The sequence below is a fragment of the Sphingobacterium detergens genome, from assembly GCF_003610355.1.
GTDB lineage: Bacteria > Bacteroidota > Bacteroidia > Sphingobacteriales > Sphingobacteriaceae > Sphingobacterium > Sphingobacterium detergens.
Map to the genome: position 1 here is coordinate 724,430 of NZ_RAPY01000001.1, position 25,011 is coordinate 749,440.

Sequence of the window (25,011 nt, forward strand, 5' to 3'; positions counted from 1 at the left end):
ATATTTTGTAACTTCACCTTATTCAATCACTAAAGATTGGAATTTAAGCACAAGCATATCTCCCGCGCAAAAAATCACATGTCCCAGTCCGTTAAATTCGACAATGTAAATACATTGTTTTCTAAAGCTTTAAAGCAAAAAATCAATCACTATTTTATTCATTCAGCAAAGCAAAAAACGGGTAACCGAAGAATTTATTTAAAAGCTTCCATCCTATTGACGAGCTTTATCCTACTCTATATTCTTTTGGTATTCGTGCCGCTTCATTGGAGCGTTGCGATCCTATTATGCGCCATTTTCGGGGCCAACCTCGCTGCGATTGGTTTCAATATTATGCACGATGCGGGCCACAATTCGTTTTCGGACAATAAGCGATTGAATACCGTCCTGTCCTATTCACTCAATCTCTTGGGCGGCAACATCTATTTCTGGAAACTCAAACACAATATCGCCCATCATACCTATACCAATATTGACGGTGAAGACCATGATATCGAGGTTAAATTCATGCGCATACACCATGATCAAAAATTAAAAAAACATCACCGCTACCAGCGCTTTTACTTTCCGCTCTTGTACGGTATCTCCTATCTCGCTTGGATCTTCTATCAGGATTACGAAAAATACTTCCGCGGCCGTATGGGCAATGATACGGAGCGTTTTCATTTTCCGGTCAGGGAGCGTATTATTTTTTGGGTAAGTAAGCTCATCCATTTTACGCTATTTGTGGTTGTTCCCGTTATATTTGTCGGCTGGCTGCCTACGCTTCTCGGCCTATTGATTGCCGGTGTGGTCTGTGGAATGAGCCTGGCAACTGTATTCCAATTGGCCCATGTGGTTTCGGGAACAGAATTCAAGACCATCGAGGCCTCACGCGTGGATGAAGAATGGATGATCCATCAGATTCAGTCAACAGCTAACTTCGCTACCAAGAGCAAAGTATTGACCTGGTTGCTTGGAGGCCTTAATTTTCAGGTCGAACATCACTTGTTTCCAAAGATTAGCCATGTACATTACCCAGCGCTCAATCGTATTGTGAAACAAACCTGTAAGGAGTATAAATTACAATATAACGAATTTAAAACATTCTGGGCGGCTTTCCGGTCGCATATCGGCGTTATCCATTCGATGTCCAGATAATCTAAAAGCAATGCTGATGTAGCTCCGCGAGGCAACAATAATTGTCCGGCGGAGCCGATCAATTAAGCCTCTTGTTATTTGTTAAAAAGTGCGTATGCAATAGCTGATTATTTTATACTTTTGTGTGAACCCAATAATTAGCTAATTTTTCAGAAACAAGCGCTATGCAATTTAACTTCACCTTTGATTCCAGTCCTTTTAAGACCCTGATCGCTTTTCATAAGATTATCAAATCTTTTGAGGAAACGGCATCGTCCGAAGTTGAATTCCAGGCTACTTATGCGAAATCTTTGCTGGAAGAGATCAAAAAATATCCGGCACTGGTCAACGGAATTGAAAAAACCGAGGATTTACACCAATATGAGCCTATTATCAAAGTCCTTTTAGCAGATCTGTTCCCCAGATCGTTGACTAAAAACGAAATAAAGGCCGTTACGATTCCCTTCTATCTGTATACCTTCAATCATAGCGAACGCTTAGACAATATCCTCCGTGATGCCGGCGATCATTACGATTTTAGCTACCGTGATATCGCTCCGGATACCTATTATATTCTGAATTGCTGTATGATCATCAGTCAGTACTATGGTATAAAAGTGGATGCCATGGATACACCGATATTCTTGGATATTCCGGATAAAAATAATATCATGCATCATTACCGGGTACTGTTCAATGCCGATTTTATGGATATTATTCCGACAGATCGTGCATTAGAGCTTTCCGAGGCGGACATTATTGAGCTGATTGACAATTTTTCAGATATCGCCCTATGGAAATCCAAATTCCCTGAGCAAAGCTGGATTCTGAAAGGTTTCGCCATCATGACCCTTTTTGATGCGACGACGGAGAATGCCGTGTCAAGCTTCAAAAGTAATTTACTACGTGAAGACAAAGCGGCTCAGATGGAAGAAATTCAGGATATTTTCAGATCCATTTACAAAATAGATGATCTACGGATCGGATTGACCTCCTTTGAAAAAGTCAGGGAAGAGTTTAATTTGAGAATCGTTGAAAAACAGTTGTACAGCCATCTGCTTTACGATTCGACTATTGCCGAATGTCAGGAGATGCTCTGTAATGAAACGTTAGAAAATATGCTTAAAAAAGAAGAGCTGCTGGTTGTCCCGGACATCGATAAATTACCTACAGTAGACCCCAAAAAAGCATTTTTTATTAACAAACTCAAACAGCAGCATGTGAAGAGCTTTATCTTTGTCCCCTTGATACAGGATGACAAAGTACTCGGTATATTGGAGATGTCCTCCTCCAAGGTGCGCGCACTGAATTCGGTCAATGCCAATAAACTCGACGTTGTTTTACCTTTTATAAAAGACAAAGTATCCAAGGCATTTTCTGAAACAGAGAACCAGATTGAAGCGATCATACAAAAAGAATATACCTCGATTCATCCCAGTGTCAAATGGCGCTTTCAGGAAGAGGCAATCCATTACCTCAATGATAGAGCTTTTGGAAAGGATTATACCTTACAGGAGATCGTCTTTGAACATGTGTATCCGCTCTATGGCCAGATTGACGTACAGGGCTCTTCGGAATCCAGAAATCAAGCTATTAAGCAGGATCTCATCAATCAGGCGACAGACCTGATCGCGTTTTTCACTGCGATAAACGAGCAGCATAGCTTGCCCCTGTTTGAGCAGAAGGTCTTTGACTTGGAGCGGAATCTGGAAACACTTGACCATTCACTTTCCACCGATACCGAACAGGTTATCCTGGATCATTTTAATCTGGATGTACATCCCATTCTGGACAACTTTCGGAAAAGCAATAAAACTAGTCCCATCGTTGCGGCTATTGATGCCTATTTCGATCGAATAAACCCAGCCCTGGGCGGATTTTATGAGGCACGTCAGGATTACGACAACTCGATCACCCTGATCAATAAAAAGCTGGTCATGATCCTCGACGAAAAGCAAGTCGAGGCACAGGATTATTTCCCGCATTATTACGAGCGCTATAAAACAGATGGCATCGAGCATAACCTCTATATTGGTGCTTCCATTGCGCCGGATAGAAACTTTGAGCTCTATTATCTCAAAAATTTGCGCTTGTGGCAATTGCAGGTCATGTGCGAAATGGAAAGTCAGTTTAGAGTGCTGCAGCCAACACTACCGCACCAGCTGGAGGTGGCTTCGCTGATACTGGTCTTTGCAACACCGATTTCCATCCGTTTCAAAATGGATGAAAAACAGTTTGATGTCGACGGATCCTACAATGTACGTTATGAAATCGCGAAAAAACGTATTGACAAAGCGAAGATCAAAGGCTCGACAGAGCGTATTACCCAGAAAGGAAAATTGGTCATTGTCTATTCACATGTTCATGAAGAGACGGAGTACTTGGGGTACATCAACTTGCTTCAACACAAAGGTTTATTGAATGACGATATCGAAAAATTTGAAGTTGAGGATTTACAGGGACTGATCGGACTCAAAGCGATTCGCGTTGGATTTAAAGTGCAGGATAATCGTTAAGTCTCCCGAGACTTTATCCCTTTATCGAACTTGTTTACCTTTTTCCATTTCAACTTTTAGCTACAGGTACTTTTCGTAATCCACTGTTACATCGTTATTCACTTTTGGTCCAGGGGTACTCCGGCCCTGATCGATGATTCTATTGAGTTCTTTGATCATTTTCTCCACCATTGATGGGTACTTTGCTTTCAAATTATTGTTTTCTGAAATATCTGCTGATAGGTTGTACAGCTGAACAGCGGGCATATTGAGCTGTTTGGCTTTGCTTTCATCGGGGGCGCTCCAGCCACCGGATCCATAGGAAAACGCCAGTTTCCAATTTGCGTGGCGGATTGAAAAGTTTCCAGAAATAGAATGGAGTATCGTGTATTTACGCTGATAACCTTTTGCACCCTTAAATAGTGGCAATAGACTAAAACTATCTTCGCCTTCGTTGGCTGCCAATTTTTGGTCGGTCAATGCCGCAGCGGTTGCCATAAAATCAGTCAAGGATATGGTGGCTTCACTTACTGCCCCGGCACGAATCATCGCCGGCCATTTGGCAATAAAGGGAACACGATGGCCGCCTTCATATATATCGGCTTTATTTCCCCGAAAAATATAGTTCGCCAAATGTCCTTTTTGTTTAAGCTGTTCTAAGTTGGCGGCTGGCGCAGCACCATTGTCGCTGGTGAAAATAATAAGCGTGTTTTGTGCCAGTCCAGCCTTTTCAACAGCCTGTACGAGCTGGCCGACCACAGCGTCGGTCATCAACACAAAGTCACCATAAGGAGTAGTGCCAGTTTTTCCGATATAGTCAGCTGTAGGGAGAATGGGGGTATGAGGCGAAGGAAGTGCAAAATAGAGAAAAAATGGCTTCTTACCCTTTTGTTGTTCACCGATATAGTCCACAGCCTTCTGCGTCAGATGCGGTAATACCTCGGCATGCTTGAAATCATTGCCAATAGGCCCTTCACGCCAGAATGCCGGACCAGGGCTTGCTGCAATGGTATCTATTGCAGTAGCAGTAACTTTGTTGTTCTCGATGTATACATAGGGTGGAATATCCAAGGAAGCCGTGATGCCAAAAAAGTAATCAAATCCGTGGGAAGTTGGTCCGTCTTGAATAGTTTTCATCAGGTCAACTTCACCTGCAGCATCTTTCTGCCAGCCAAGCCCCAAGTGCCATTTCCCTATAGCAGCAGTATGGTATCCTTTTTTCTTCAACATAGAAGCTACCGTAGCACGTTCCTTGCCAATAAGTGGTGGATCATAACTCCATAATACACCATCTTGAAGGGACGTCCGCCAGTTGTATCGTCCCGTGAGTATACTGTAACGCGAAGGCGTACAGACAGAAGATGAGGTATGTGCATCTGTAAATACCATCCCTGCAGCAGCCAGCTTATCCAAATGGATTGTTTTGATTTTAGAATTTTTGTTTAAGGAACTTAAATCGCCATAACCTAGGTCATCAGCGAGTATATAAATAATATTGGGCGTATTCTGAGCCGATAGCGATGTGCAAATCAATAGAGCCACAATTGCGAAAAGGTTTTTCTTCATTTCTTGCTTTTAATCTTTATTTAATCGCTTTGAAATCAACTCAATTGTTGAAGTTTGTATATGAAAGGAGTTGGACAGCTCTTTCCATTTATCCAAGGCATTTTTTGTTTGTTCGATGCTATCTTCTATCAATTGTTTGGATAGTTTTGCTCCCAGCCCGAGTTTTCGCAAATGGCTGATTGTGGGCTTGGTGCCTTCGCCCATTACCATTGTACTCTGCTCGCCATTCGGCCCACTGGAAAATGTAAGGTCATAGGCGGGCGCAAGTTTCCATTCACCACATTCGTCCATTAAAAAGCTGAAGTTCTTAGCGTGATCATCTCTATTGTACGCCAATACGTTAAAGACGGCGAGGCGAAACATTTTTTCTATTTCTCGGACATCTTTTGTGAGTGCGCCCGTTAAATTGAGCAAATCTTCATAATCTAATGCTGGTGTTCTGAAATCACTATGCAATAATCCACTTGCGGTATGCATATGTAGGCGCCGATTACCATCCCTATCAAAACGTTTAACGGCAAAATATCCAGCTCCTTTTTGCGAAGGTAACAAATGTACCTCAGGCATTAAAACACCTGCTTCTTTCGCCATCAATGCATAAACATATTCAATGGCGCCAGCATCATGGCCATCTTGGCTGTTCGGGAATTTAACGAGCCAATGTTCAAACTCCATATCGAGCTGCTTGGCGCCATAGACGATATGCTGTCTCTTCCCATCAAGACCAATCAGTGCTTTCGGGCGAGCCCCTGCGGATGAGCCGTTCAAGGCCAGTAACTCCTCAATTACATCTTCAGAAGTTCCTCTTAATACTTCCTGAGTTTGTTCTGCTAAAGCGTCAAGATCAATGAAATCATTAGCGTCGTCAGGACTATGATCAGGCTCATAAATCAAAGCTCCCATACCAAACCGTCCGACATGAGCCAAGCGATCCAGTGGTGAAAGATGAGCTGGCAATATGCCTTTTGATCTTGCTGAACGGTCGAAAAGCAATCGTCCCCATCCATCCGGTAGGCTATCGCTAAAGACTCCGGCCAAGCCTTCAAAAGGTTGGCGCGGAAGCGCGACAACGCCCGTTTGCAAAGGCAAGCGGAACGGTGAGATCTCCAAACCTTTCTGTAAGAACTCCATATCGTATTCATAATAGATAACCCCGTCTCGAATGGCTAAACGTCCTACGCGCTGGATTTCAGCTCCGAAATCCAATCCGACCTTAACTTCTACAGTTGGATAATTCATTGCTTACTTCCTCTTTTCCGTGATATTTGCGTTGTATCTTTCAAAACATCATCAATCGATGTAAAGTTCGGCTTTACTGGTTTTAGCTCATTAAGGATATCTTCTATCCCACCGACAACCATTAAAAGTTTCAAAAAGGACTCCAGTGAAATAACCCCTGTTTGTTCAAATTTTCGTAAAGTAGCCAAGGGAACCCCCGATCGTTTAGATAAACCAGCCTGTGTCAATTCCATGGAAAGACGCCTGTCCCGAACGTTTTTGGCTAATTTCTGCTGCGCTTTAGAGATAGATATAAGTGATATCATAATAGTATTTATTAGTAAATAATAGTAGTTACTAATATTATTGTAGTACAAATATAATAAAATATGTTGATGAAATAAATACCTAAGCGGGCGATATGCTATTGATTTACCTAAATATTGGATAATAGGACAAATGGAGGGATTTATAGGTACTTATATGCCGAAAATGGTCACAATTCGGGTGAAATATCTTATTCCTATTATTTTAATGACAATCAATATCTTTTTAAAGGGCCTGAAGAGATGAAAAATGAGCATGATGAAGTGGCTTGGTATGGCATAAAATACATCTATATTAAAAAGAAATAGCCTATTAGAATAGACTCTTCAGCTGATTTTTATAGGTCCGGCCCAGTGGCAGCTTCTCCCCGTCTTTCAAATGGACGTAAGCCATATCATAGGAGGTGATATGGGCTCCCAGTACAATATAGGATTTATGAATACGGATAAAACCGAGGTCGCGGTATTTTTCTTCAAAGTTTGACATGCGATCAAGGATCATATATTTTTTAAAAGGCGTAACAAGCACTATATACTCGCCACATCCCTGCACCCATCGGACATCCGCCAGCAAGATCTTGTTCATGATATAATCCGATTTAAACATGATGTATTCTTCCTTTTTCTTTTTTTCCATCGAATCGCGGAACTGCAGGAAATCCTTTGCTTTTGAAATCGCTTTGTTAAAGCCCGCAAAATCCACCGGTTTGACCAGGTAATGGATTACATCCAATTCAAAGGCCTTTACAGCATATTGGGTTTCCATTGTCAGAAAAATACAGAGGGGCTTATACGGTAAGTTCAATAAGAGATCAATGCCATTGATAAAAGGCATATTGATATCCAGGATAACGAGATCTACGGGGTTCTTTGTGAGATAGTCTAACGCTTCCTTTGGGTGCTGAAATAGCGCTACGAGCTCCACATCCGCTATTTGACTGCAGTAGTGCTCAATAAGCTCCAATGCCGGGTATTCGTCATCAACCCCTACTATGCTCAATCTTGCCATAAATATTCAATTTGTAAGCTAGTCTGGTAGCTATTGTCTTCACGTAGACCAGTCCTAAAAGTAAATTTCTCCGGATAGTATTTTTCCAGCAGCGAAAGAATTGCTGTATTCCCCAGCCCACTATCCGTTAGGTTATCCGACAAATTTTTGTGTTCAGCCATGGAGTTCTCGACCTCAAACAAAAACTCACGCTCTCCTAAGGTATACCTGATTGTGATAAAGCTGTCAGCCTCTATACCAAGCGCACTGTGCTTGAGCGCATTTTCAAATATGGTCAGGAAAATTGCTGGTGGAATCTCAATAAGCTCCAGCGCTTCCTCCTGCCGCAGGTCAAAGCGGATGTTAAGCTGATTATTGTAGCGGAGCTGATACAGGTCGATCAGGGAGACAATCGATGCAAATTCCCGGGCGATACTTATTTTGGTTTTATTGGTATCGTAGATCACATATTGTAGCAGCTTACTGAGCTGTAAAATAGACGCTGAGGTATTTTCAGCTGAACGAATGCTACCTGAATAAATATTGTTCAGGATATTGAATAGGAAGTGCGGATTTAATTTCGATTTAAGCAGATCCAGGTGCAGCTTTTCTTTTTCTTCCCCCAGATCTTCGTAATCCTTTTCGATCAGAAATTTATCTTTTGTGATCCCCAAAAAAGATGCAACCAGGATTACAATACCCTGTACAATATATACATTGAACAGAAAGGTTGTATTGGAAAGGTTTTCATCAAAACGAACGTCGAAGACCGCCGGTTCCAGCAAAATCCGAAAGAGACTTGATACCAGAAAACAGATCAACGAATAGAGAATAAATTTGGGGTATTTATTGGCGAGATAAAACTGTGGAACAAGATAAAAATAGACCAGATAATAGATCCCCACATTGAAAAGAAAGACAACCAGCACCCCCCAGATCAATTCCGGTATATCCAGAAAGTAATTTTCAGTAAAGATCGACAGCAACAAAAGCACCGATAGGAAAAAGATATGCTGCAGTTTCACCAAAAGCCCCCAATGCGACTGCATCAGTTTTTCGAGGATCCTGGAATTCAGCAAGATTCTAAAAACCAATAATAAAAAGACAATATTTACAACCAACAGCATTGTTTATCCTGGATTTCAACTCAATCAAATATAAGATCTTTTTGGGAGGTCAAACTGCAGTTTACTGATAAAACCTGTCGTTGATTGAAAAATAAAATTATCAAATCCGCTTATAAATATATTTGGGTGAAAGGGATACCAATATAAACTTACATGAGCATCAAGATATTTTTTATGTCCATCATTTTGCTGGCCTTTAGTCCGCTGGCGTATGCGCAGCGCAGTGATACCTATAATATGTGGTTTCAATACCTGTTATCCGCGAAACTGACCGACAAGAGTACCCTTACGGCCCTGTCGCAATATCGTTCCTTTGATTTGGCTTATGACACGCGCTTGTTTTTGGTCTCGGCTTACGTGGATTACGAGGTTGCTGATGATGTTAGACCTGCATTGGGTGCGATGTTTCTCACCTTGAATTCCTATAAAGCAGACGGTGGAAAAAGAACACGCTACGAAAAAAGACCCTTTCAGCAAGTCAGTTTAGGCGGAAATATCGGGCGCACGTCGGTTTCGCACCGTTTTCGGGTTGAAGAACGTTTTATCAACAACCCCAATGAGTTTGTGCTCCGCCTGCGTTACCTGATTTCATTGCGGATCCCCTTTAACAAAGCTGGCCAACCCGAACAATACTATGGCATTCTCAAGAATGAGATCCGGATGAATGCCAAAAAAGATGAACCCTTTGACAGCAATCGCCTGACGGCGGGCTTCGGCCGGAAACTGGGTAAAAATGCCGCTGTCGAAATTGCCTGGATCAATCAGGTAGAGACGGGCAGACCCAGCAACTATGCCTATGTCGGCTACAGAAACAATTTCGATTGGAGAAAAAACAAATAATAACATAAACATTCTTAGCTATGCTTACATTCCTCGGTTTTTTGATGATCGTCATTTTTATGCTCTTGATTATGCTCAAGAAAATGACACCGATTACCGCCTTAGTCATAATTCCGGTCTCGGTAGCACTACTTGCGGGCTTTGGGCCCGATCTTGGTGAAATGATGAAAAATGGTGTAAAGGAGATCGCGTTGACTGGTGTCATGCTGCTATTTGCCATTCTATATTTTAGCTTAATGATAGACACCGGGCTTTTCGAACCGCTGGTTAATATCATATTAAAGGCGGTTGGGGATAATCCCGTCAAAACCACCCTTGGTACAGCGATATTAACTACCCTGGTTTCGCTCGATGGCGACGGCTCCTCCACCTATATTATTGTGGTTGCGGCCATGTTGCCCTTATACAAAAAACAGGGCATCAACCCATTGGTGCTTACCTGCATAGTGATGCTTTCTGGTGGTATTATGAATATCCTTCCCTGGGGCGGCCCTACCGCTCGAGTAATGAGTTCGCTCAAACTTGGGCATACCGAAATCTTTGTTCCTATGATTCCCATTATGGCGATAGGCATTTGCTGGGTGTTAGTTGTGGCCTATATTTTAGGCGTAAAGGAAAAGGGGCGCATTGCCAAACAAGGTAAATTCAAGAAATACGCAAGCACAGGCATCGCCGGCGATCTAGATCCGACGCTACTTCGGCCCAAATTAATCTGGATCAACCTCCTGCTTACCCTTATCCTGCTCGTGGTTATGATTCTGGATATCGCCCCTTTGGGCATTGCCTTTATGGTGGCATTCTGTATCGCTTCAGTCATCAACTATCCTAAATTAAAAGATCAGCAAAAAATAATGGCAAAACATGCCGGCAATGCATTATCGGTTGCAGGCATGATCTTTGGAGCCGGTATTTTCACAGGGATCCTCAATGGCACAGGGATTATGCAGGCCATGGGCAATAGTATGATTGACATTGTTCCAAAAGGCTGGGGCATGCACCTGAGTATTATAACCGCGATTTTCAGCGTGCCGCTCACCTTTTTTCTGACAAATGATGCCTATTATTTTGGTATTCTGCCTATTGTCGCCGCAACAGGTCATAAACTGGGGATTCCAGCGGATATACTGGGGCGTGCAAGTCTTGTCGGTCAGGCCTCTCACCTGCTGAGCCCGCTGGTTCCTTCCACCTATTTATTGGTGTCACTCGCGGGTGTAGATTATGCAGACCATCTCCGGTACACGTTAAAATGGGCCATAGGATCCTCGCTTGTTATGTTATTGGCTGCCGTCATGCTGGGCACTATTTAACCCTACAATCTGAGATAATTTCATTATATTTCACTAGTAAAATAAAGATTAAGATAGCGCGATTTTCAGATGAACCTCTTTTATGCAAAGCAAACTTTTACTGGCCCCTACCTCAGAAATCTAACATTATACGTGTTTTTAGCACTGATTGCCGGTGTTGCCATGGGGTATTTTGCACCAGAGGTAAGCCGCGCACTTGGTGGTGTAAGCCGTTACTTTTTCATGATCCTGGAGATGCTTATCCTTCCTGTTATTTTTATGGCGGTGACCCATGGTATCTGTCAGCTTGCAGACCTCAGCAATGCGCGTCGGATTGTATGGCAGGTGCTGCTTTATTTTATAACAATCAGCACGATCGCCATTGCATTGGGTTTTTTCTTTGGCTTTATTATTCAGCCTGGTGCTGACACTGGGATTCGTCTTGCAGCAGTCAGTCCCTCCCTGCCCGATCAATTTGAATTGGATGATCAGCAATTACATACCTTTTTATACGTCAACAGGCACGGTATCTTTCTTAGTTTTTCCATTATCGTGGGAATACTGATGAATTTTTCAAAAAGAAGAACCCGCTTTCTGAACGTACTCGACCAGGGACAGCAGCTGTTTTATACCTTTATTAAATACCTCTATTTTATTCTGCCCTTGATCATCCTCTGTAATATCGCTTATGGGATAGCGGTGTATGGTGTAGATACCTTATTGCCGCTGAGCAAGGTTGTGGCCACCGTATACCTGGCAGATATTGTATTTATCGTGGTTGTACTTGGGTTGATCTCCTATGTATTGAAATTTGATCTGCTCCGCTTTTTGGTCAACATCAAAGAGGAAATCCTGCTTGTGATCACTACTTCTTCGTCAAAAGCCGCATTTCCGCTTATTTTTGAGAAATTGGAATCCGAAGGCTATAGCCCTAAAATCTTACGGTTTGTGATTCCGTTGGGCTATAATTTTAATCTTGCTGGCGCATGCATCTACCTCGCTGTGGCCTGCTGTTTTCTAGTGCAGTTTTACCAGATTCCAATGGATTTTGGCGATTATCTGTTGTTGTTTGTTATTATTACTTTTACGTCCAAGACCGCTTCGGGTGTGCCCGGTTCGGGATTTCTGGCACTTATATTCACGCTCAATAAATTCGGGAAGATTCCCTTAACGGATATTGCCCTGCTCTATAGCGTGGACCGTTTTATGAATGAAGCCCGGTCGGTCACCAACTTTATTAGTATTGCCGTTGCCGGAGCCAGTATCTCCAAGATAGCCCAGCGACGCCAGTAAAGTTGTTTTCATAAAAAAGGAGTGATGGCGCGCCCGCCAATCACTCCCAACTAAACCACGACTAAATAAACACCCTCTTTTTTGATTTCTATTCAAATCAATAAGCGAATAGTCCGTCACTTACTGATCAGTCCATCGGCATTAATTCCACTCAGGGTTCTGTTCCATATTCGGATTAGCATTAGTTTCCCTTAAAGGAATAGGCCATAAATAATCCCGTTTTGGATGAAAAATCCTGGTTTGTACCACATATGGCTTTAGCGTAGCTGGATTGACTGCACCATATACAGACCCATTTAAAACAGTTTCGGCAATTTTCCAACGCCTAATGTCAAATAACCTTGTTCCTTCAAAGGCCAGTTCTACCCTTCGTTCACGCCTGATCAATTCGCGCAGTTTTTCCTTCGTATTATACTTTTGTATATCCACATTTGGCATACCGGCCCTATTTCTGATCATATTGAGGTAAAGAATAACATCAGGATTGCTGTACTGACCATCTTCGACCAAGGCTTCTACATAAGTCAACAATATTTCAGCGTACCTTAAAACAAAGAAGCCCAGTGCTCCACTATATGGACGACTTACATCACTTGGATCTACATATTTTTTGACAAGAAAGCCCGTCTGAGTAGATTGTGTCTGCCCGATAAGGTCAATATTGCCAACGACATTTTTAAAGGGCTCAAATTTCCGATTAATAAATGTCTCATTGGGTAGCAGGATTGAAACCGTCAGCCGCTTATCCCTATTCTGCCGATAATTGGGATCATTTGTATAAATCTTCAAACTATCACCCCCGAGTTCGGCAATGGTTTTTCCCTGCAGGGTTTCATATTCATTTACGATAGATGCTGTAGGCGACCCGACTGCCTGCCCACCCAAACTCCGCGGGGCATTTCTAAAGAAAGCCTCTGTGTTAGCTCCTTTTTTATAGATAATACGTTCAGGTGAAGTTACCCCATTATAGGTAAAAAGGTCTGCATAGCTATTTGTTGCCGGATCCGACGCCTTGTGCAGATCATATCCAAATTCGGCTTTTCGATCGATAACAATTTTCGCATATCGTGCAGCCTCTTTATAGTTCCCAACAGTCAACTGAAGAATAGATAGCAGCGAATAGCAAGTGCCCTTATTAAAACGATAATTATCGTTTTCCGTATATTTTGAAGGAAGGTCTTTCTCTGCTGTCAAAAGCTCTTGAACAATAAAACTGATAACCTCTTCTTGCGTATTCCTCTTTACAAAAGATTCGTCCGCATTAAGAGAATGGTCGACAATCGCGATAGGACCATACATCCGGAACAACATCAAATGATACCAGGCACGCAAAGCCCTTGCTTCGGCAGCATATCTTTTCTTAATGTTAGGATCCTCAACATAAGCGGTCTCATAGTGTTCGAGCAGACGGGAAGCCATCCGTATAAAATTGTAGGAATTGGTATAATACTGCTCAAAAATACTGGTTGACGTGGTTCCTAAACCGAGCGGTATGTTCGTCACATCCCCCATAAAATCGGCTTTAAAGATCATATTATCTGAAAGCCCATCTAAATAGGACCAGCTATTTGAATGCCAGGAGTAATTCAGCGATCCCCCCGGAATTCCGCCATAAATTTGATCGAGGTAACCTCTAACATCGCTTTCTAGCGACCACCATTTATCATCTGTCGTAGCAACCGGATTGTCTCTTTCCAAATATTTCGCACAGCCGGATAGCAAAAGACCCGCTACAACTGATAAACTTATATATATAAACTTTTTCATATAACCTTAACTATTAATGGTTTAAAAATTAACGTTTAACCCGATGGTATGCATTTTCATAATGGAATAGGTTGACTGATCACCTCTACTTTCGGGATCTATCAATTTCATTTTTGAAAACACAAATGGATTTTGTGTATTCAGGAAAACACGCAAACTTTTAGCCCATCCCTTTGTGATCCTTTCGCCAAATGTATAGCCTAACTGTACATATCTAATACGTAGAAATGCGGCATTAACAGACCAGTAATCGGAGAATTCTCCATTATTACCGGCTGTCGGTCTGAGTTTGGGATAACGCGCTTGCAAGTTATCGGGAGTCCAATAATCGGTTTGAGCAAGCAATGGTGTACCACCATTTCCCCCCAGATCAAGTGGATAGGCGTACCTTCCCCAATAAAATTGCGTATTGTTTCCTACCCCATTTGCTTGAATCTCAAAATCTAGATTCTTATACTTGAGGGAGACATTCACAAAGTAATTATACAAAGGATCGGGATTGCCGATCGTGGTGCGGTCGTTCTCATTAATAACACCGTCACCATTGATATCGACATATTTAATATCTCCGGCTTCCTGTCCGGCTAGCATCGGAATCTTGTTATCAACATCTCCCGCCGTGATCAGACCTTGAGCACGGTAGCCCCACCATTCATTGAATGGCCCGCCGACCTGTTTGATGGTTCCGCTGGAAATAATAGGAAATGATGTTGCTTGTTTAACAATTTTTGTTTTATTATAAGACAGTCCTATATTGGCGTTCACGCGCAGTTCTTTACCGATGTTACTATTATATCCAAGCTTGATTTCATATCCTTTGTTGGAAAGTTCACCAATATTTGTCGGTGTTTCACCCCGCGCAGATGTCAAAGTAGGTAAAGGATATAGAATCAAGTCCTTGGTTAATTTATTATACCAATCAAATGTTAAGTCAAGTTTATTAGAAAATAAGCTTACATCCGCTCCAAAATCCAAAATCTGCATTTTCTCCCAGGTGATATTCGGATTGCCAAATACGGTCTCATTTCCCGAAGTATTTATCGTGGTTTGGTATGCGTAAGGTTTTATATTATTGTTTCCCAAAGTTCCAAAAGACCCTCTAAGCTTTAACATATTTATTTCTTTGGCCTCTTTTAGAAAACTTTCATTGGCCACATTCCATCCTATAGCAATGGACGGAAAACTCCCCCAACGTTGATTTTTTGCAAAAAGAGATGAACCGTCACGGCGGATGCCAACCTCCAGAAGATAGCGACTATCGTAACTGTAATAAACTTTACCCAAGTACGATAACAATGTCTTTACATCCCAAGAATTGACATTGTCATATTCTTGCGAGTAGAGGCCGATCGCATTGATGGAATGCTTACCAAATGTCTTCTCATAATCTAGGGTACCACCGACATAATAATAACTTGATCTATTCGCTGGTCCTGCGGTTCTAACGGATTCAAAATCCCGACCAACTTTTTGGTTCGTAAAGTAATCAAAAAACAAATACTGATCCCTTGTCGAACGATCTACTCCCGAAGATACACGATAGCTAAACTGCCCTTTCAGACTCAAGCCATCTACAATTTTCCACTGTGGACGAAGATTTAATAAAATATCATCACGGATCAAATTGGTGGTTCCCCCCTGCTCGATATGTGCCAGCGGGTTCCAGCTTTGTCCATAGTTGCCATAGTATGTATATCCCGGTCTTTCATCCTTATTGGGATACTTCATCGGAATATTCGGTGGAGCGGTATACAGCCAGGAAAGCAATTGCGATGTATAAAAACCATTGACATAACTTTGCTCCTGATTTTCTCTTGAGGCCACAAAATCTAGAAATGTGACAATATTTTTGGATAGATTGACACTGGTATTACCACGTACAACACCCCGATTGAATCCACCTACAGAGATCATATTCTTTTGATCCAAATAACTTGCGGTCAATGCAAATCTGGCGATTTCATTTCCGCCGGAAACACTCAGCGAATGCTGTTGGATCGGCGTCCATTTTTTTATGATCGAATTGTACCAATTGGAATTGGGATAGCCCACTGGGTCGTCCCCTGCCCTTGTTTTATCAATTACTTCTTGCGCATAAGGCGCACTTCCACCGATATTTAATTGGGCCTCATTGACCATTTCCATATACGTTGAAGCATCTACAAATTCCGGATGCCCGACACTTGGCTGTTGGATTCCTGCGTACATATTGTATCTAAAATCGATGGCACCAGGCTTTCCCCTTTTCGTGGTAACAACAATTACACCGTTACCGGCTCTGGCACCGTAGATTGCAGCAGCGGCAGCATCTTTTAAGATCGTTACATTTTCGATCGTATTAGGATCCAATTTATCGATGTCATATGGTATTCCATCTACCAGTACAAGTGGTGAAGAACCCAGGCTTGAAGCAATTCCGCGGATTTTTATACTCGCAGCGTCTCCGCCTGGCAAGCCCGATGATTGTGATACATTAATCCCAGTAGCTCCCCCTTGCAAGGCTTGCGATAGTTGGGTTACAGGCTTATTGGCAACATTCCCCATATTGACTACGGCAACGGAACTCGCGAGATTTTTTACTTGTTGCTTGGTAACACCGGTTACGATCACTTGATCAAGTTCGTTGATATCTTCTTCCAATGAGACGACTAGCGATTTTTTTGAATCTGTCAGCGTAATTTCCTTTGAAATATATCCGACCATCGAAAAAACCAATACTGAACCCGGTGCTGCTGCGATTTCAAAGTAACCATCTTCTTTTGTGGCGATACGATTGGATGTACCTTTTACATTCACCCCTGCACCTATAAGTGCTGTTGGGGGATCCAGTGAAGTCATTACTCTACCCCGATACACAATCTGTTGCTTCACCGCTTTATTTAACTCGGCCTGACTCAAATTTTGCTGCGGTTTATCCGCTTTCCTAACAATGATATTCTTGTCTTTAATACTGTAGGTTAATCCCCGTGGTAGCAATATCTGATTCAAAGCTTGAAGCAATGGAACTTTCTTTAAAACTACGTCGATATGTGCACCCGTGTTGATAATTTCGGTATCACAAATGATGTTGTAATGCGTCTGTTTTTTGATTTCACGAAAAAACTCAACAATAGCAACATTATTTTTAACCATTTGGATCTCCTGTCCATACGCGCTTGCATGAAGGCAGGTTATGCTCCCCAGAAGCATAATAACGATTAATTTCATGATTATTAATAGTTTAACCCAGGGGAATAGCGTGCTATCCCCAAAGGTTGGTATGTTTTTTTTCATTACCTTTGAATGGTTTTTAATTGTTAAACATAAAGTGGTTCACTTGGTCCCTGCTGTTAGAAACCAATCGGGCTGTAAGAGGGAGCAACTCTTACGGCTTTTTTATTTAGGTATTAAAAGATTGGTTATTTTGTTACATACAGACTCCTCCCTTCCCGCTTAAATTTAATCTCCCTATTAGTCAATTTGATTACATCCAAGACTTTTTCAAATGACCCATAACGTGAGACTGATCCCCAAATTGAAATGTCTTTTGCCGAGGGGGATACTTTTACTTCGATATCATACCATCGGGCTATTTTTTCCATGACAGACTCTAAATTCTCATTATTAAACATAAATTCACCGTTTGTCCAAGCCAAAATTTCGTCTTCGTTTATGGTCTGAACGGACAGCTTCCCTTTATTGTTGACCGTCTGTTGACCCGGGCTCAATAACTTTGTTTCCTTTTCACTGTTCACCTGTACTTTTCCTTCTATCAGTGATACGGAAGAGATCTCTTCATTTCGATAGGTGCTAATATTAAAATGGGTTCCGAGGACTTTCACTTCTTCTTTTGCCGTACGGACTATAAAAGTGGTGCCACGCTGTTTGGCTACTTCAAAATAGCCTTCCCCTACCAAATCAACACTACGTTGGGAGCCGTGAAAGTTCTTCGGATAGGTCAGCTTACTTTCAGCATTTAAATGTACTTTGGTACCATCGGATAGTGTGATCTTGTATTCCCCACCTTTAGGCGTTATTAATTCCATTAAAAAATCCGCATCGGCTGATTCTGCGGAAGGCAAAACCTCTTCTCCATCAGTATATTTCAATGTTTTTCCGACCACAATTCCGCCAGTTTTACCACTCAGATCCACTTGATTATTTCGGCCTACAATCTTAAGCGTGGCCTTATTATTTCCGGGCTGGATATCTGCGAATTGTTCAGAAACGGTAGCTGCTTTATTTTGATGATACCAATTAGACCATTGCCACAAGCCTATACTTAAAAAAATAACGATACTGGCCACTGCAATTAACCAACTGATCTGCCTTTTCTGTCTTTGCACAAAACCCTCATTGCCGATCTGATCGAAAATACGGTCCAACATCTGCTGTTTCATTCCATTACGATCAGTGGCAATTCGCGTATATTCGGAGCAAGCTTGTTTGAAATCTTCTCGGTCATTCAGTTCATCGAGGATGGGGCCTAGTTCAGGATTTTCCTTTAATAGCGAATCTTTGTCGATAAGTTTTTTACTCTCGCCATATATCAGATGTTTTCGTATAAGATTTACGATACGGTCTATCTTTTTCATTTAATTGGTCACTCTTTATTTCTAAAACACCGATTATCAAAGAATCTATCATTGAAAAAAAATATTTTTTTCAATGATATTCAAAACCCACAAAAACCAGTTTTAGCGAACGAGCAGTAGCAACAGCAATGTGAAAATCCTGTCATCTACATTCATTTTTTTTCGGAGAGTATTAATCGCACGCGATTTATTCATATAAACGGATGAAGTTGCAATAGTCATTTTAGCCGCGATTTCTTCGGTAGAAAGATCTTCAAAAAAAGACATTTTAAAAATTTGCCGTTGTAATGGCGGCAATAGTTCAATCTGTTCATACAATTGGCTGATAAGTTCAGTGCGGATAATCTTGGTCAATGCATCTTGGTCGCCTAGTAATTCGGATTCAACATCTGCCACATCATAAATCTTTGGCAGTCGTGAAATGCTACGCAATTGATTGAGACATGCATTTTTGGTAACAACATAGAGATAGGATTTTAAGCTAGCCATCGAAGTAAATTGCGTTCTATTACTCCAAGATTTGACAAAAGTATCAGATACAATCTCCTTAGCGATATCTTCATCCTTTAGATATTGCATGGCGAAAAAAAACAGAGGGCTACTATATTGATGAAATAATGAAGTCAGGGCATTCTCTTTCCCCAGCGAAAAATTAGCTATGATATTACTTTCCTTTTCCATCAACTGATTTACGATCCTTGACTTTTTGACAATAAACTCTTTTATTATGGTCCATACATATTGCTATGACGTCAAAGTAAAATTATCATTTTTTTTAAGATCTGAAATTTAAATTTTCAATTGACCAATATAGCTAGATCGTCCAAAAAATTATCATCTTCCTATTCCCCTATGCCGTTCGTTCAGCTGGATGAAGTTGGGCTGTGTCCGAACGATCATTTAGGTACAAGGAGGAATGCATGTCTCTGCGAGCGCAGGGTACTTAAAAGGTAGTTTGTTTCATCAATAATAAAAAAGGAGTGATGGCGCGCCCGCCAATCACTCCCAACTAAATCACACTAAATAAACATATAATAAATAAACGCAGTCTTTTTAGGTTTCTATTCAAAGGCATTTAATTCCCCAAAACCGCCCGCATATGTTCCATAAGCTGTCAGTGTAAAGCGGAAATAACGCGCTTGCACTGGGGCATAGAAACTGATATTCCGAAGTTGGGGATTCGCCGCTGTACCTGCAGGCATGCTGCCTGTATAAGAGCCTTGAACCGTCCAGTTGACCCCGTCACTGCTGCTGGCCACACGTATCGCTGTGGGCGCCGAAATAAACCTCGAACCAAAGTAGTCCCAATATCGCGGCGTAAATGTAAATCCACGCACCTGTTTTGGATTTTGCATATCCACTGTAAAGGTAACTGCCGGTGGAGTGCCAAAGGCGAGTGCCGAATGCCAACCAGTTGCAAAATCATTGTCAAAGACCATGGCGGGTGTGCCTGCAGCTGCGTAATCGTTGTCTGTAGAGCTTGCTGTTGCTGTCCAGCTCGTACGATCTATGCGATTGCCCGTTGGTGTAGGGTTGGCGGGATCAATATTCTGCAGTTGCACCTCCACCGAAAAATAGGCTAGCCCGCGGGTTTCATGTGGCGCTACAGGCCCCTCATCGACGATACCTACGGGTAGCAGATAGCTGCGGCCCGGCACAAAACTCGTGGTATTGCGCAATACCAACGCAAAAGGCGTTGTAGCATTTAGGCTTCCACTAGCGATGGAAACGCTGGCCGGACTGAAAGCAAAGCTATTTGCCGGGAAAGCCACATAATTTGTCTGGTTGGCCTGATTATATCCCGCCAGCAGATCCTGCCGGTCCTGTAGCGCCACCGTCAGCGCCTGACCAAAGGCTGTATTCAGCCCGGCTGTCAGGTTTAGATTACCACTGATCACATCACCATTAGGGGTGCGGTTGATGATAAGCGGTACCAGGCGGTTGGTAGGTGTTCCATTGAGCTGTGTGGTAATTGGATTAAAGGTCACCCGAAGATACATCACCTGCCGGTTGGTACTCAGTGGCAGATTGGAATCGGTACTGCTCAAACGTATCGGAACAATATAAGCTTTGCTGAAATCTAGGCCCGAAACCTGCCCCAGTCCGATTCGCAATGAATCCGCGGAGCGCAGTTCTCCGGTAGGAATACGAACCTGGCCGTTGTTTTCCAAGACAAAAGTCCCTAGGGGAAAGCGTGTGGACACCGTATTATTGGTCTTGTCGTATGCGGCGAGCAGTGTCGTGTCTATGGTCGCCACAACCTGTACATCCCGGTCTACAGCACGGGTCAGTAATACAGGAAAGGCTGTCCCTGCCCCTGCCAGGACATTATTACGGGCAGTGACATAACTAGCTGCCCCGCTGTTGTAGTTCAAAGAACCTGCAGGCAGGTAGATGGTCAGATTTTCCGTATCAACCTGCTCTTTGGAGCAGGACGACAACAGGAAAAACAATCCCCCCAGCAAAGAAAAGAGACTCTGCAAGCGGGAGTATTTGGGCAAAAGAGGAAATATCTTCATTTTTTAGGTTTTTAATCAAAAACAAAAGGTTAATTACTAATAAACGGCTGGATTCTGAATCTGAATCCCGCGGCGCAGGTAGTAATAAGATTGCGGTGGACGCGACTTGGCATCAGCCTCGATAATATAGCCCCCAAAGCCGCCCTTTCTACCCTGTGTCGGATTCCAACTGGCCATGCCCAACACACTGCCAATGTTCACACCACCCAGCATAAAGGTGCTGCCACTGGCTCCATACTGCTGCATATTCTCGGTGACCACAAATTTCTCGGGCGGCAGTACACCATTAAAACCAAACGATTGATACCGGCTTTGCAATGCAGCAAAGCTTTGAGAATTATAGGTTTGTTGCACCAAATAATCAATATAAGGTTCGATCCCCCGCTCATTTTCACCATCGATAATCAACAGTTTCCCCGTGGTAGATTTTGGCCCCATGTATTGCGAAAGTGCTTTAAAAAGCCGCTGTGTATAAATATCGCCACCGTCATCCTTTGGACCAAAGCCAAATATACTTCGGTCGCCATAACTCGGTTCATAATCCAGGTCAAATCCATCCAGTTCATATTTGCTGACGGTATCAGCAATGGACTTGGCTACGCTGTCAATACTTTGCATAATCTCCATATTGGGGAAATTTTTCTGCCGCAGCTGGTCTACCCCCGAGCCAAACATCACCGAAACAAAACGGGTACCCTTCACGCGCTGGCAATAACGGAGTTCCTCCCAGTTGGCCTCATCTTTGGGCATTCCACCCCAGAGGCTGACAATATCCATGCTATCCGGAAGCCCCAGGTATCGGGGTGCCATATCCGGGCCGATCCCGCCCGCACCGCTGGCACCCCACCAGCCAAAACAAATGGCATGGTCGCTCTTTTTATAGGCCCGCAAAGCTTCATAGTAGGCATCACTGCCAATGATCGGCTGCGTTGCGGCAAATACAATCGGTTCCGCGATATTCTGTTTGCTGCAATACTGAAAAACCAGACAGCATAACAGCGACAATACAGTTATTTTAATATATCTTTTCATGTTACATCTTTCTTGTACAAACTTGTGTTTCTATTCCAATCCATGAACTATTGTGGACAGCGTACACCAGGTACCCAGGCGATATTGGTCGATGAGGTCAGGTGATTATTCTTGCCAGAACTATCCATTGCCCGATTTCCATTGCCGTCATTCAGCTTCCAGTAGCCCAGCAGATCCGCATCTGAAGGATTTACGGCACAGACAAAAGTTCGCAGCTGCCGTGGCGTCCGCAAGCTCTTCCATATCCGAAATTCGCTGACTGTCGCACCAGTGCCGGTAGCGTAAGGTGTAATGGCACATTCGCTGAGGGTCAGTCCCGCATAAGGAGTCTGACCCACCAGTTCCCCATTGATATAAAGCGTGACCACCCCGCTGGCATAAGTGATGGCAAAATGGTACCAGGTATTCAGCGTGGCCTTCGCCGTGGTTGTCATAAAGGCCGAACTTGGAAAGCGGATATCAATGGCGCCCTCGCTGTTGACCAAAAACTGTAAACCACAGCCGTTAAAGATATCCGAACGCCAGTTGCCAGCGACACCAAAGGCTCTGGTCATATTGAAACGGCCTTCAAAGGTAAAGTTGTTGTACGGCTTGCCATTGGCATCCGCCCCAAAAACAGCGACGGGAACCGGCAGGTTGGCATTTTGAGCGGCAAAGCCCACCGTTGTCTTGGTGACCAGCACCAAGGCGACATCCGAGCCCGACAGCACCGGGCTGCTCGCCGGTGCGATCTTTACGGGAACCACATACTGTGCACCATCGATATATTCTGGCCATTCTCTGACCGTGACCGTAATATTCTCCTGTCCCAGTGCCGTTCCCGCTGCAATGGCCACCGAGCGGCTGGAAAGTGTGACCGCAGATTGGGGCGCCAGCTGATATTCTGTAAAATTCCGGCGATTGAAGTCATTGAGATAGTCCTGCCCCAGGATGTCCACCCGTACCTCTTCCGTCGCGCCCATGGTATAGGAAGAACCAATGGTAAGTGCTGTAGTGCCTGTACCACCATCCAAAGCCAACGTCACAACCGGGTTGTTTGCCGTCTGCCGTATAAAGACAAGATTATCAAAGTCCTGTTGCTGCTGTTGCTTACAGCCTGCAATAAAACAAGTGACTGCTCCCACGAAGATCATCCAACTAAACCAGCTCCGCATATATTGATTTATTTTGTTCATAATTTTGTCGTATTTAAAAAATGAATAACGCGTTTTAATTTCCCTTACGGTCCCACCAAAGCCGTGTACCACCATTGTCAGGTCCACCCAAAAGTGCTATCCCTTGCGTCAGGTTGGCCTGATTCAGCTGATATTCACTGGCGGGGTAAGGTAAACGCCGCACCTGTATCGCTGTATTGACTGTACCGCCACTCTGGTTGAGGACAACAGGAAATAGCTTTGGATAACCTGTACGGCGGAATTCAGACCAGGCTTCTTGTCCATTTGGATACATCGCGATCCATTTTTGCGTAATAATGCGTTCGAGTTTAAGTTCATTGCTTGCCCCTTCCTCCCAGCGGATTGTCAATGTCGGCAATAGTCCGGATCCGGCACCTACACTGTTGCTACCCACAGGATCCTGGTATGGAGAAGGACGACGGTCGCTGTTCTGGATATAACTATCTACCCCCGATACGCCCCATTGCGCAAAGGAGGTCCGGATTCCATTTTCATAGAGGCTCTGTACGGTACCCCCCATATTCCAGCCACGCATGGCCCCTTCGGCACGCAGAAAATATACTTCCGCCGCAGGCATCCAGATCACATCAAAATCAGACCTCAGTACCGAAAACGGTCTGTAAAGCGAATTATCCGGCATATTGATGCCCAGACGGATACCACGGTAGCGCCCTGCAGGATCAGCGCCACGGGTGGATGGCATAAACAAACGTGGTAATCTAGGATCCGCATAACCTGTCAGGTAAGATTCCATAATGGCGCTGAGCCTTGTTTCATTATAGGCTTCGGACAAGGTTTGCAAGGGATTGTTGTAGGTCGTTCCCTCGATCCCCTGCATGGTGGCATTATCGGTATTCTCCGTAATCACACCATATCCGTCCTGCATGGCCTCTTCGGCATATTTTTTGGCATTGACTGGATCCACATAGGCCATCCGCATCGCCAAGCGAAGTTTTAGCGAATTGGCAAAACGGATCCACTGCCTGTAATTTCCGCGGTATACAGCATCAAAGTAGCGCAATGGTGTTGCGCCAATCTTCGCAAACGGTTTTAAGGCGACCACAGCGGAATCCAGATCAGTGAAAAATGACTGGTAAATTTTGTCCATCGGGTCGTATGGTGAACCCAGCTCTCCCAATACCGTACCCGTTTTAAAATAAGGGATCGGCCCAAACATATCCACCGTGCGGTGTGCAGCCTGCACTTTGATAATTTTTGCAACCGCAAGAATATCCGGACTTGCCGCCGCATAACGTGCAATGGTATCATAATTTCGTACAATATTGGTGTAATATTGGTTGAAAGGTGCACTATTCCAGGTGACGGCATTAAAATTATAGGTGGTATGATCACCGGCAGCATTCCAGCGGTTGGCCATGCCGTGATAACCACCAAAGATGTCACCGACGAGGTTTTCGGTCAGTTGGTACGCATTGGCCGCATTGGTGCCCGTGCCCCCTACGGGAAATACACTTTCTTCCATCTGCCTAAAAAAGCCACCCAGGTACACATTGTCCTGATTGATCCGGTTTGCCGGCAAAGCATTCGGATCGGTGTTATATTTTTCAAAATTCTTGGTACAGGAAAAAAGAAATAAACTGATCAGGACAGGTAATAATCCTTGAACTACATTCGACGAGAATCTTCGTTCCTTCTTTGCGTTATGATATGTTTTCATCATCGTTT

Annotated in this window: 19 protein-coding genes; 6 read left to right on the forward strand and 13 right to left on the reverse strand. The window is 43.3% G+C overall.

The features are described 5' to 3' along the window. The first annotated feature begins 78 nt into the window (after positions 1-78). On the forward strand, positions 79-1,140 hold the full coding sequence (locus DFQ12_RS03180) for a fatty acid desaturase family protein (RefSeq protein WP_120257572.1): 1,062 nt from the start codon (positions 79-81) through the stop codon (positions 1,138-1,140). Between the two features lie 164 nt (positions 1,141-1,304). Then, the gene (locus DFQ12_RS03185; RefSeq protein WP_120257573.1) at positions 1,305-3,635 is read left to right on the forward strand and encodes a GAF domain-containing protein; all 2,331 of its coding nucleotides are present in this window, start codon (positions 1,305-1,307) and stop codon (positions 3,633-3,635) included. Positions 3,636-3,695: 60 nt separating this feature from the next. Here the strand turns inward: DFQ12_RS03185 and DFQ12_RS03190 are convergent, their stop codons facing one another. From DFQ12_RS03190 to DFQ12_RS03200, 3 genes are read right to left on the reverse strand one after another with little or no spacing between them, the layout of a single operon-like run. Further along, positions 3,696-5,180, reverse strand: a complete 1,485-nt coding sequence (locus DFQ12_RS03190; RefSeq protein ID WP_120257574.1) for a sulfatase family protein — start codon at positions 5,178-5,180, stop codon at positions 3,696-3,698. Positions 5,181-5,189: 9 nt separating this feature from the next. Next, positions 5,190-6,419 carry a type II toxin-antitoxin system HipA family toxin gene (locus tag DFQ12_RS03195; protein WP_120257575.1) on the reverse strand — a complete coding sequence of 410 codons (1,230 nt, stop codon included), beginning with the start codon at positions 6,417-6,419 and terminating at the stop codon, positions 5,190-5,192. Beyond that, entirely contained in the window at positions 6,416-6,724 is a 309-nt protein-coding gene (locus DFQ12_RS03200) for a helix-turn-helix domain-containing protein (RefSeq protein WP_208642420.1), read from the reverse strand. Before DFQ12_RS03200 ends, DFQ12_RS03195 begins: the two co-directional genes overlap by 4 nt. Before the next feature lie 117 nt (positions 6,725-6,841). On the opposite strand from DFQ12_RS03200, the gene DFQ12_RS03205 reads away from it, so the two are divergent. Beyond that, entirely contained in the window at positions 6,842-7,033 is a 192-nt protein-coding gene (locus DFQ12_RS03205; RefSeq protein WP_120257576.1) for a hypothetical protein, read from the forward strand. A 4-nt stretch (positions 7,034-7,037) separates the two neighbouring features. Here DFQ12_RS03205 and DFQ12_RS03210 read toward each other — a convergent pair whose 3' ends face one another. Together DFQ12_RS03210 and DFQ12_RS03215 are read right to left on the reverse strand one after the other, a co-directional pair. Next, entirely contained in the window at positions 7,038-7,733 is a 696-nt protein-coding gene (locus tag DFQ12_RS03210) for a LytR/AlgR family response regulator transcription factor (RefSeq protein WP_120257577.1), read from the reverse strand. Continuing rightward, complete coding sequence (locus tag DFQ12_RS03215; RefSeq protein WP_208642421.1) at positions 7,721-8,839, reverse strand: sensor histidine kinase; 1,119 nt, start codon at positions 8,837-8,839, stop codon at positions 7,721-7,723. Before DFQ12_RS03215 ends, DFQ12_RS03210 begins: the two co-directional genes overlap by 13 nt. 153 nt (positions 8,840-8,992) lie before the next feature. Here DFQ12_RS03215 and DFQ12_RS03220 point away from each other — a divergent pair, with 153 nt between their 5' ends. The 3 genes from DFQ12_RS03220 (at position 8,993) to DFQ12_RS03230 (ending at position 12,258) form a co-directional block, all read left to right on the forward strand. Further along, complete coding sequence (locus tag DFQ12_RS03220; protein ID WP_120257578.1) at positions 8,993-9,679, forward strand: DUF2490 domain-containing protein; 687 nt, start codon at positions 8,993-8,995, stop codon at positions 9,677-9,679. A 20-nt stretch (positions 9,680-9,699) separates the two neighbouring features. Beyond that, complete coding sequence (locus tag DFQ12_RS03225) at positions 9,700-10,986, forward strand: CitMHS family transporter (RefSeq protein ID WP_120257579.1); 1,287 nt, start codon at positions 9,700-9,702, stop codon at positions 10,984-10,986. 69 nt (positions 10,987-11,055) lie between these two features. Further along, positions 11,056-12,258 (forward strand): dicarboxylate/amino acid:cation symporter, encoded by a 1,203-nt coding sequence (locus DFQ12_RS03230; RefSeq protein WP_120257580.1) that lies wholly within the window; start codon positions 11,056-11,058, stop codon positions 12,256-12,258. A gap of 141 nt (positions 12,259-12,399) precedes the next feature. Here the strand turns inward: DFQ12_RS03230 and DFQ12_RS03235 are convergent, their stop codons facing one another. From DFQ12_RS03235 to DFQ12_RS03270, 8 genes are all read right to left on the reverse strand, one after another. Further along, positions 12,400-14,025 (reverse strand): RagB/SusD family nutrient uptake outer membrane protein, encoded by a 1,626-nt coding sequence (locus DFQ12_RS03235; RefSeq protein ID WP_120257581.1) that lies wholly within the window; start codon positions 14,023-14,025, stop codon positions 12,400-12,402. A 21-nt stretch (positions 14,026-14,046) separates the two neighbouring features. After that, positions 14,047-17,298 carry a TonB-dependent receptor gene (locus DFQ12_RS03240; protein ID WP_120257582.1) on the reverse strand — a complete coding sequence of 1,084 codons (3,252 nt, stop codon included), beginning with the start codon at positions 17,296-17,298 and terminating at the stop codon, positions 14,047-14,049. 125 nt (positions 17,299-17,423) lie between these two features. Then, positions 17,424-18,599 carry a FecR family protein gene (locus DFQ12_RS03245; RefSeq protein ID WP_120257583.1) on the reverse strand — a complete coding sequence of 392 codons (1,176 nt, stop codon included), beginning with the start codon at positions 18,597-18,599 and terminating at the stop codon, positions 17,424-17,426. 102 nt (positions 18,600-18,701) lie between these two features. Further along, positions 18,702-19,280 carry an RNA polymerase sigma factor gene (locus DFQ12_RS03250; RefSeq protein ID WP_120257584.1) on the reverse strand — a complete coding sequence of 193 codons (579 nt, stop codon included), beginning with the start codon at positions 19,278-19,280 and terminating at the stop codon, positions 18,702-18,704. Between the two features lie 380 nt (positions 19,281-19,660). After that, on the reverse strand, positions 19,661-21,118 hold the full coding sequence (locus tag DFQ12_RS03255) for a BT_3987 domain-containing protein (RefSeq protein ID WP_120257585.1): 1,458 nt from the start codon (positions 21,116-21,118) through the stop codon (positions 19,661-19,663). 36 nt (positions 21,119-21,154) lie between these two features. Further along, positions 21,155-22,150 (reverse strand): glycoside hydrolase family 18, encoded by a 996-nt coding sequence (locus DFQ12_RS03260; protein ID WP_120257586.1) that lies wholly within the window; start codon positions 22,148-22,150, stop codon positions 21,155-21,157. Positions 22,151-22,197: 47 nt separating this feature from the next. Continuing rightward, positions 22,198-23,400, reverse strand: coding sequence for a BT_3987 domain-containing protein (locus DFQ12_RS03265; RefSeq protein WP_120257587.1), 1,203 nt, complete (start codon positions 23,398-23,400; stop codon positions 22,198-22,200). Beyond that, positions 23,360-25,006: a RagB/SusD family nutrient uptake outer membrane protein gene (locus DFQ12_RS03270; RefSeq protein ID WP_120257588.1), complete on the reverse strand. Its 1,647-nt coding sequence runs from the start codon at positions 25,004-25,006 to the stop codon at positions 23,360-23,362. The genes DFQ12_RS03265 and DFQ12_RS03270 overlap by 41 nt, the downstream gene beginning before the upstream one ends. Between the last annotated feature and the right edge of the window lie 5 nt (positions 25,007-25,011).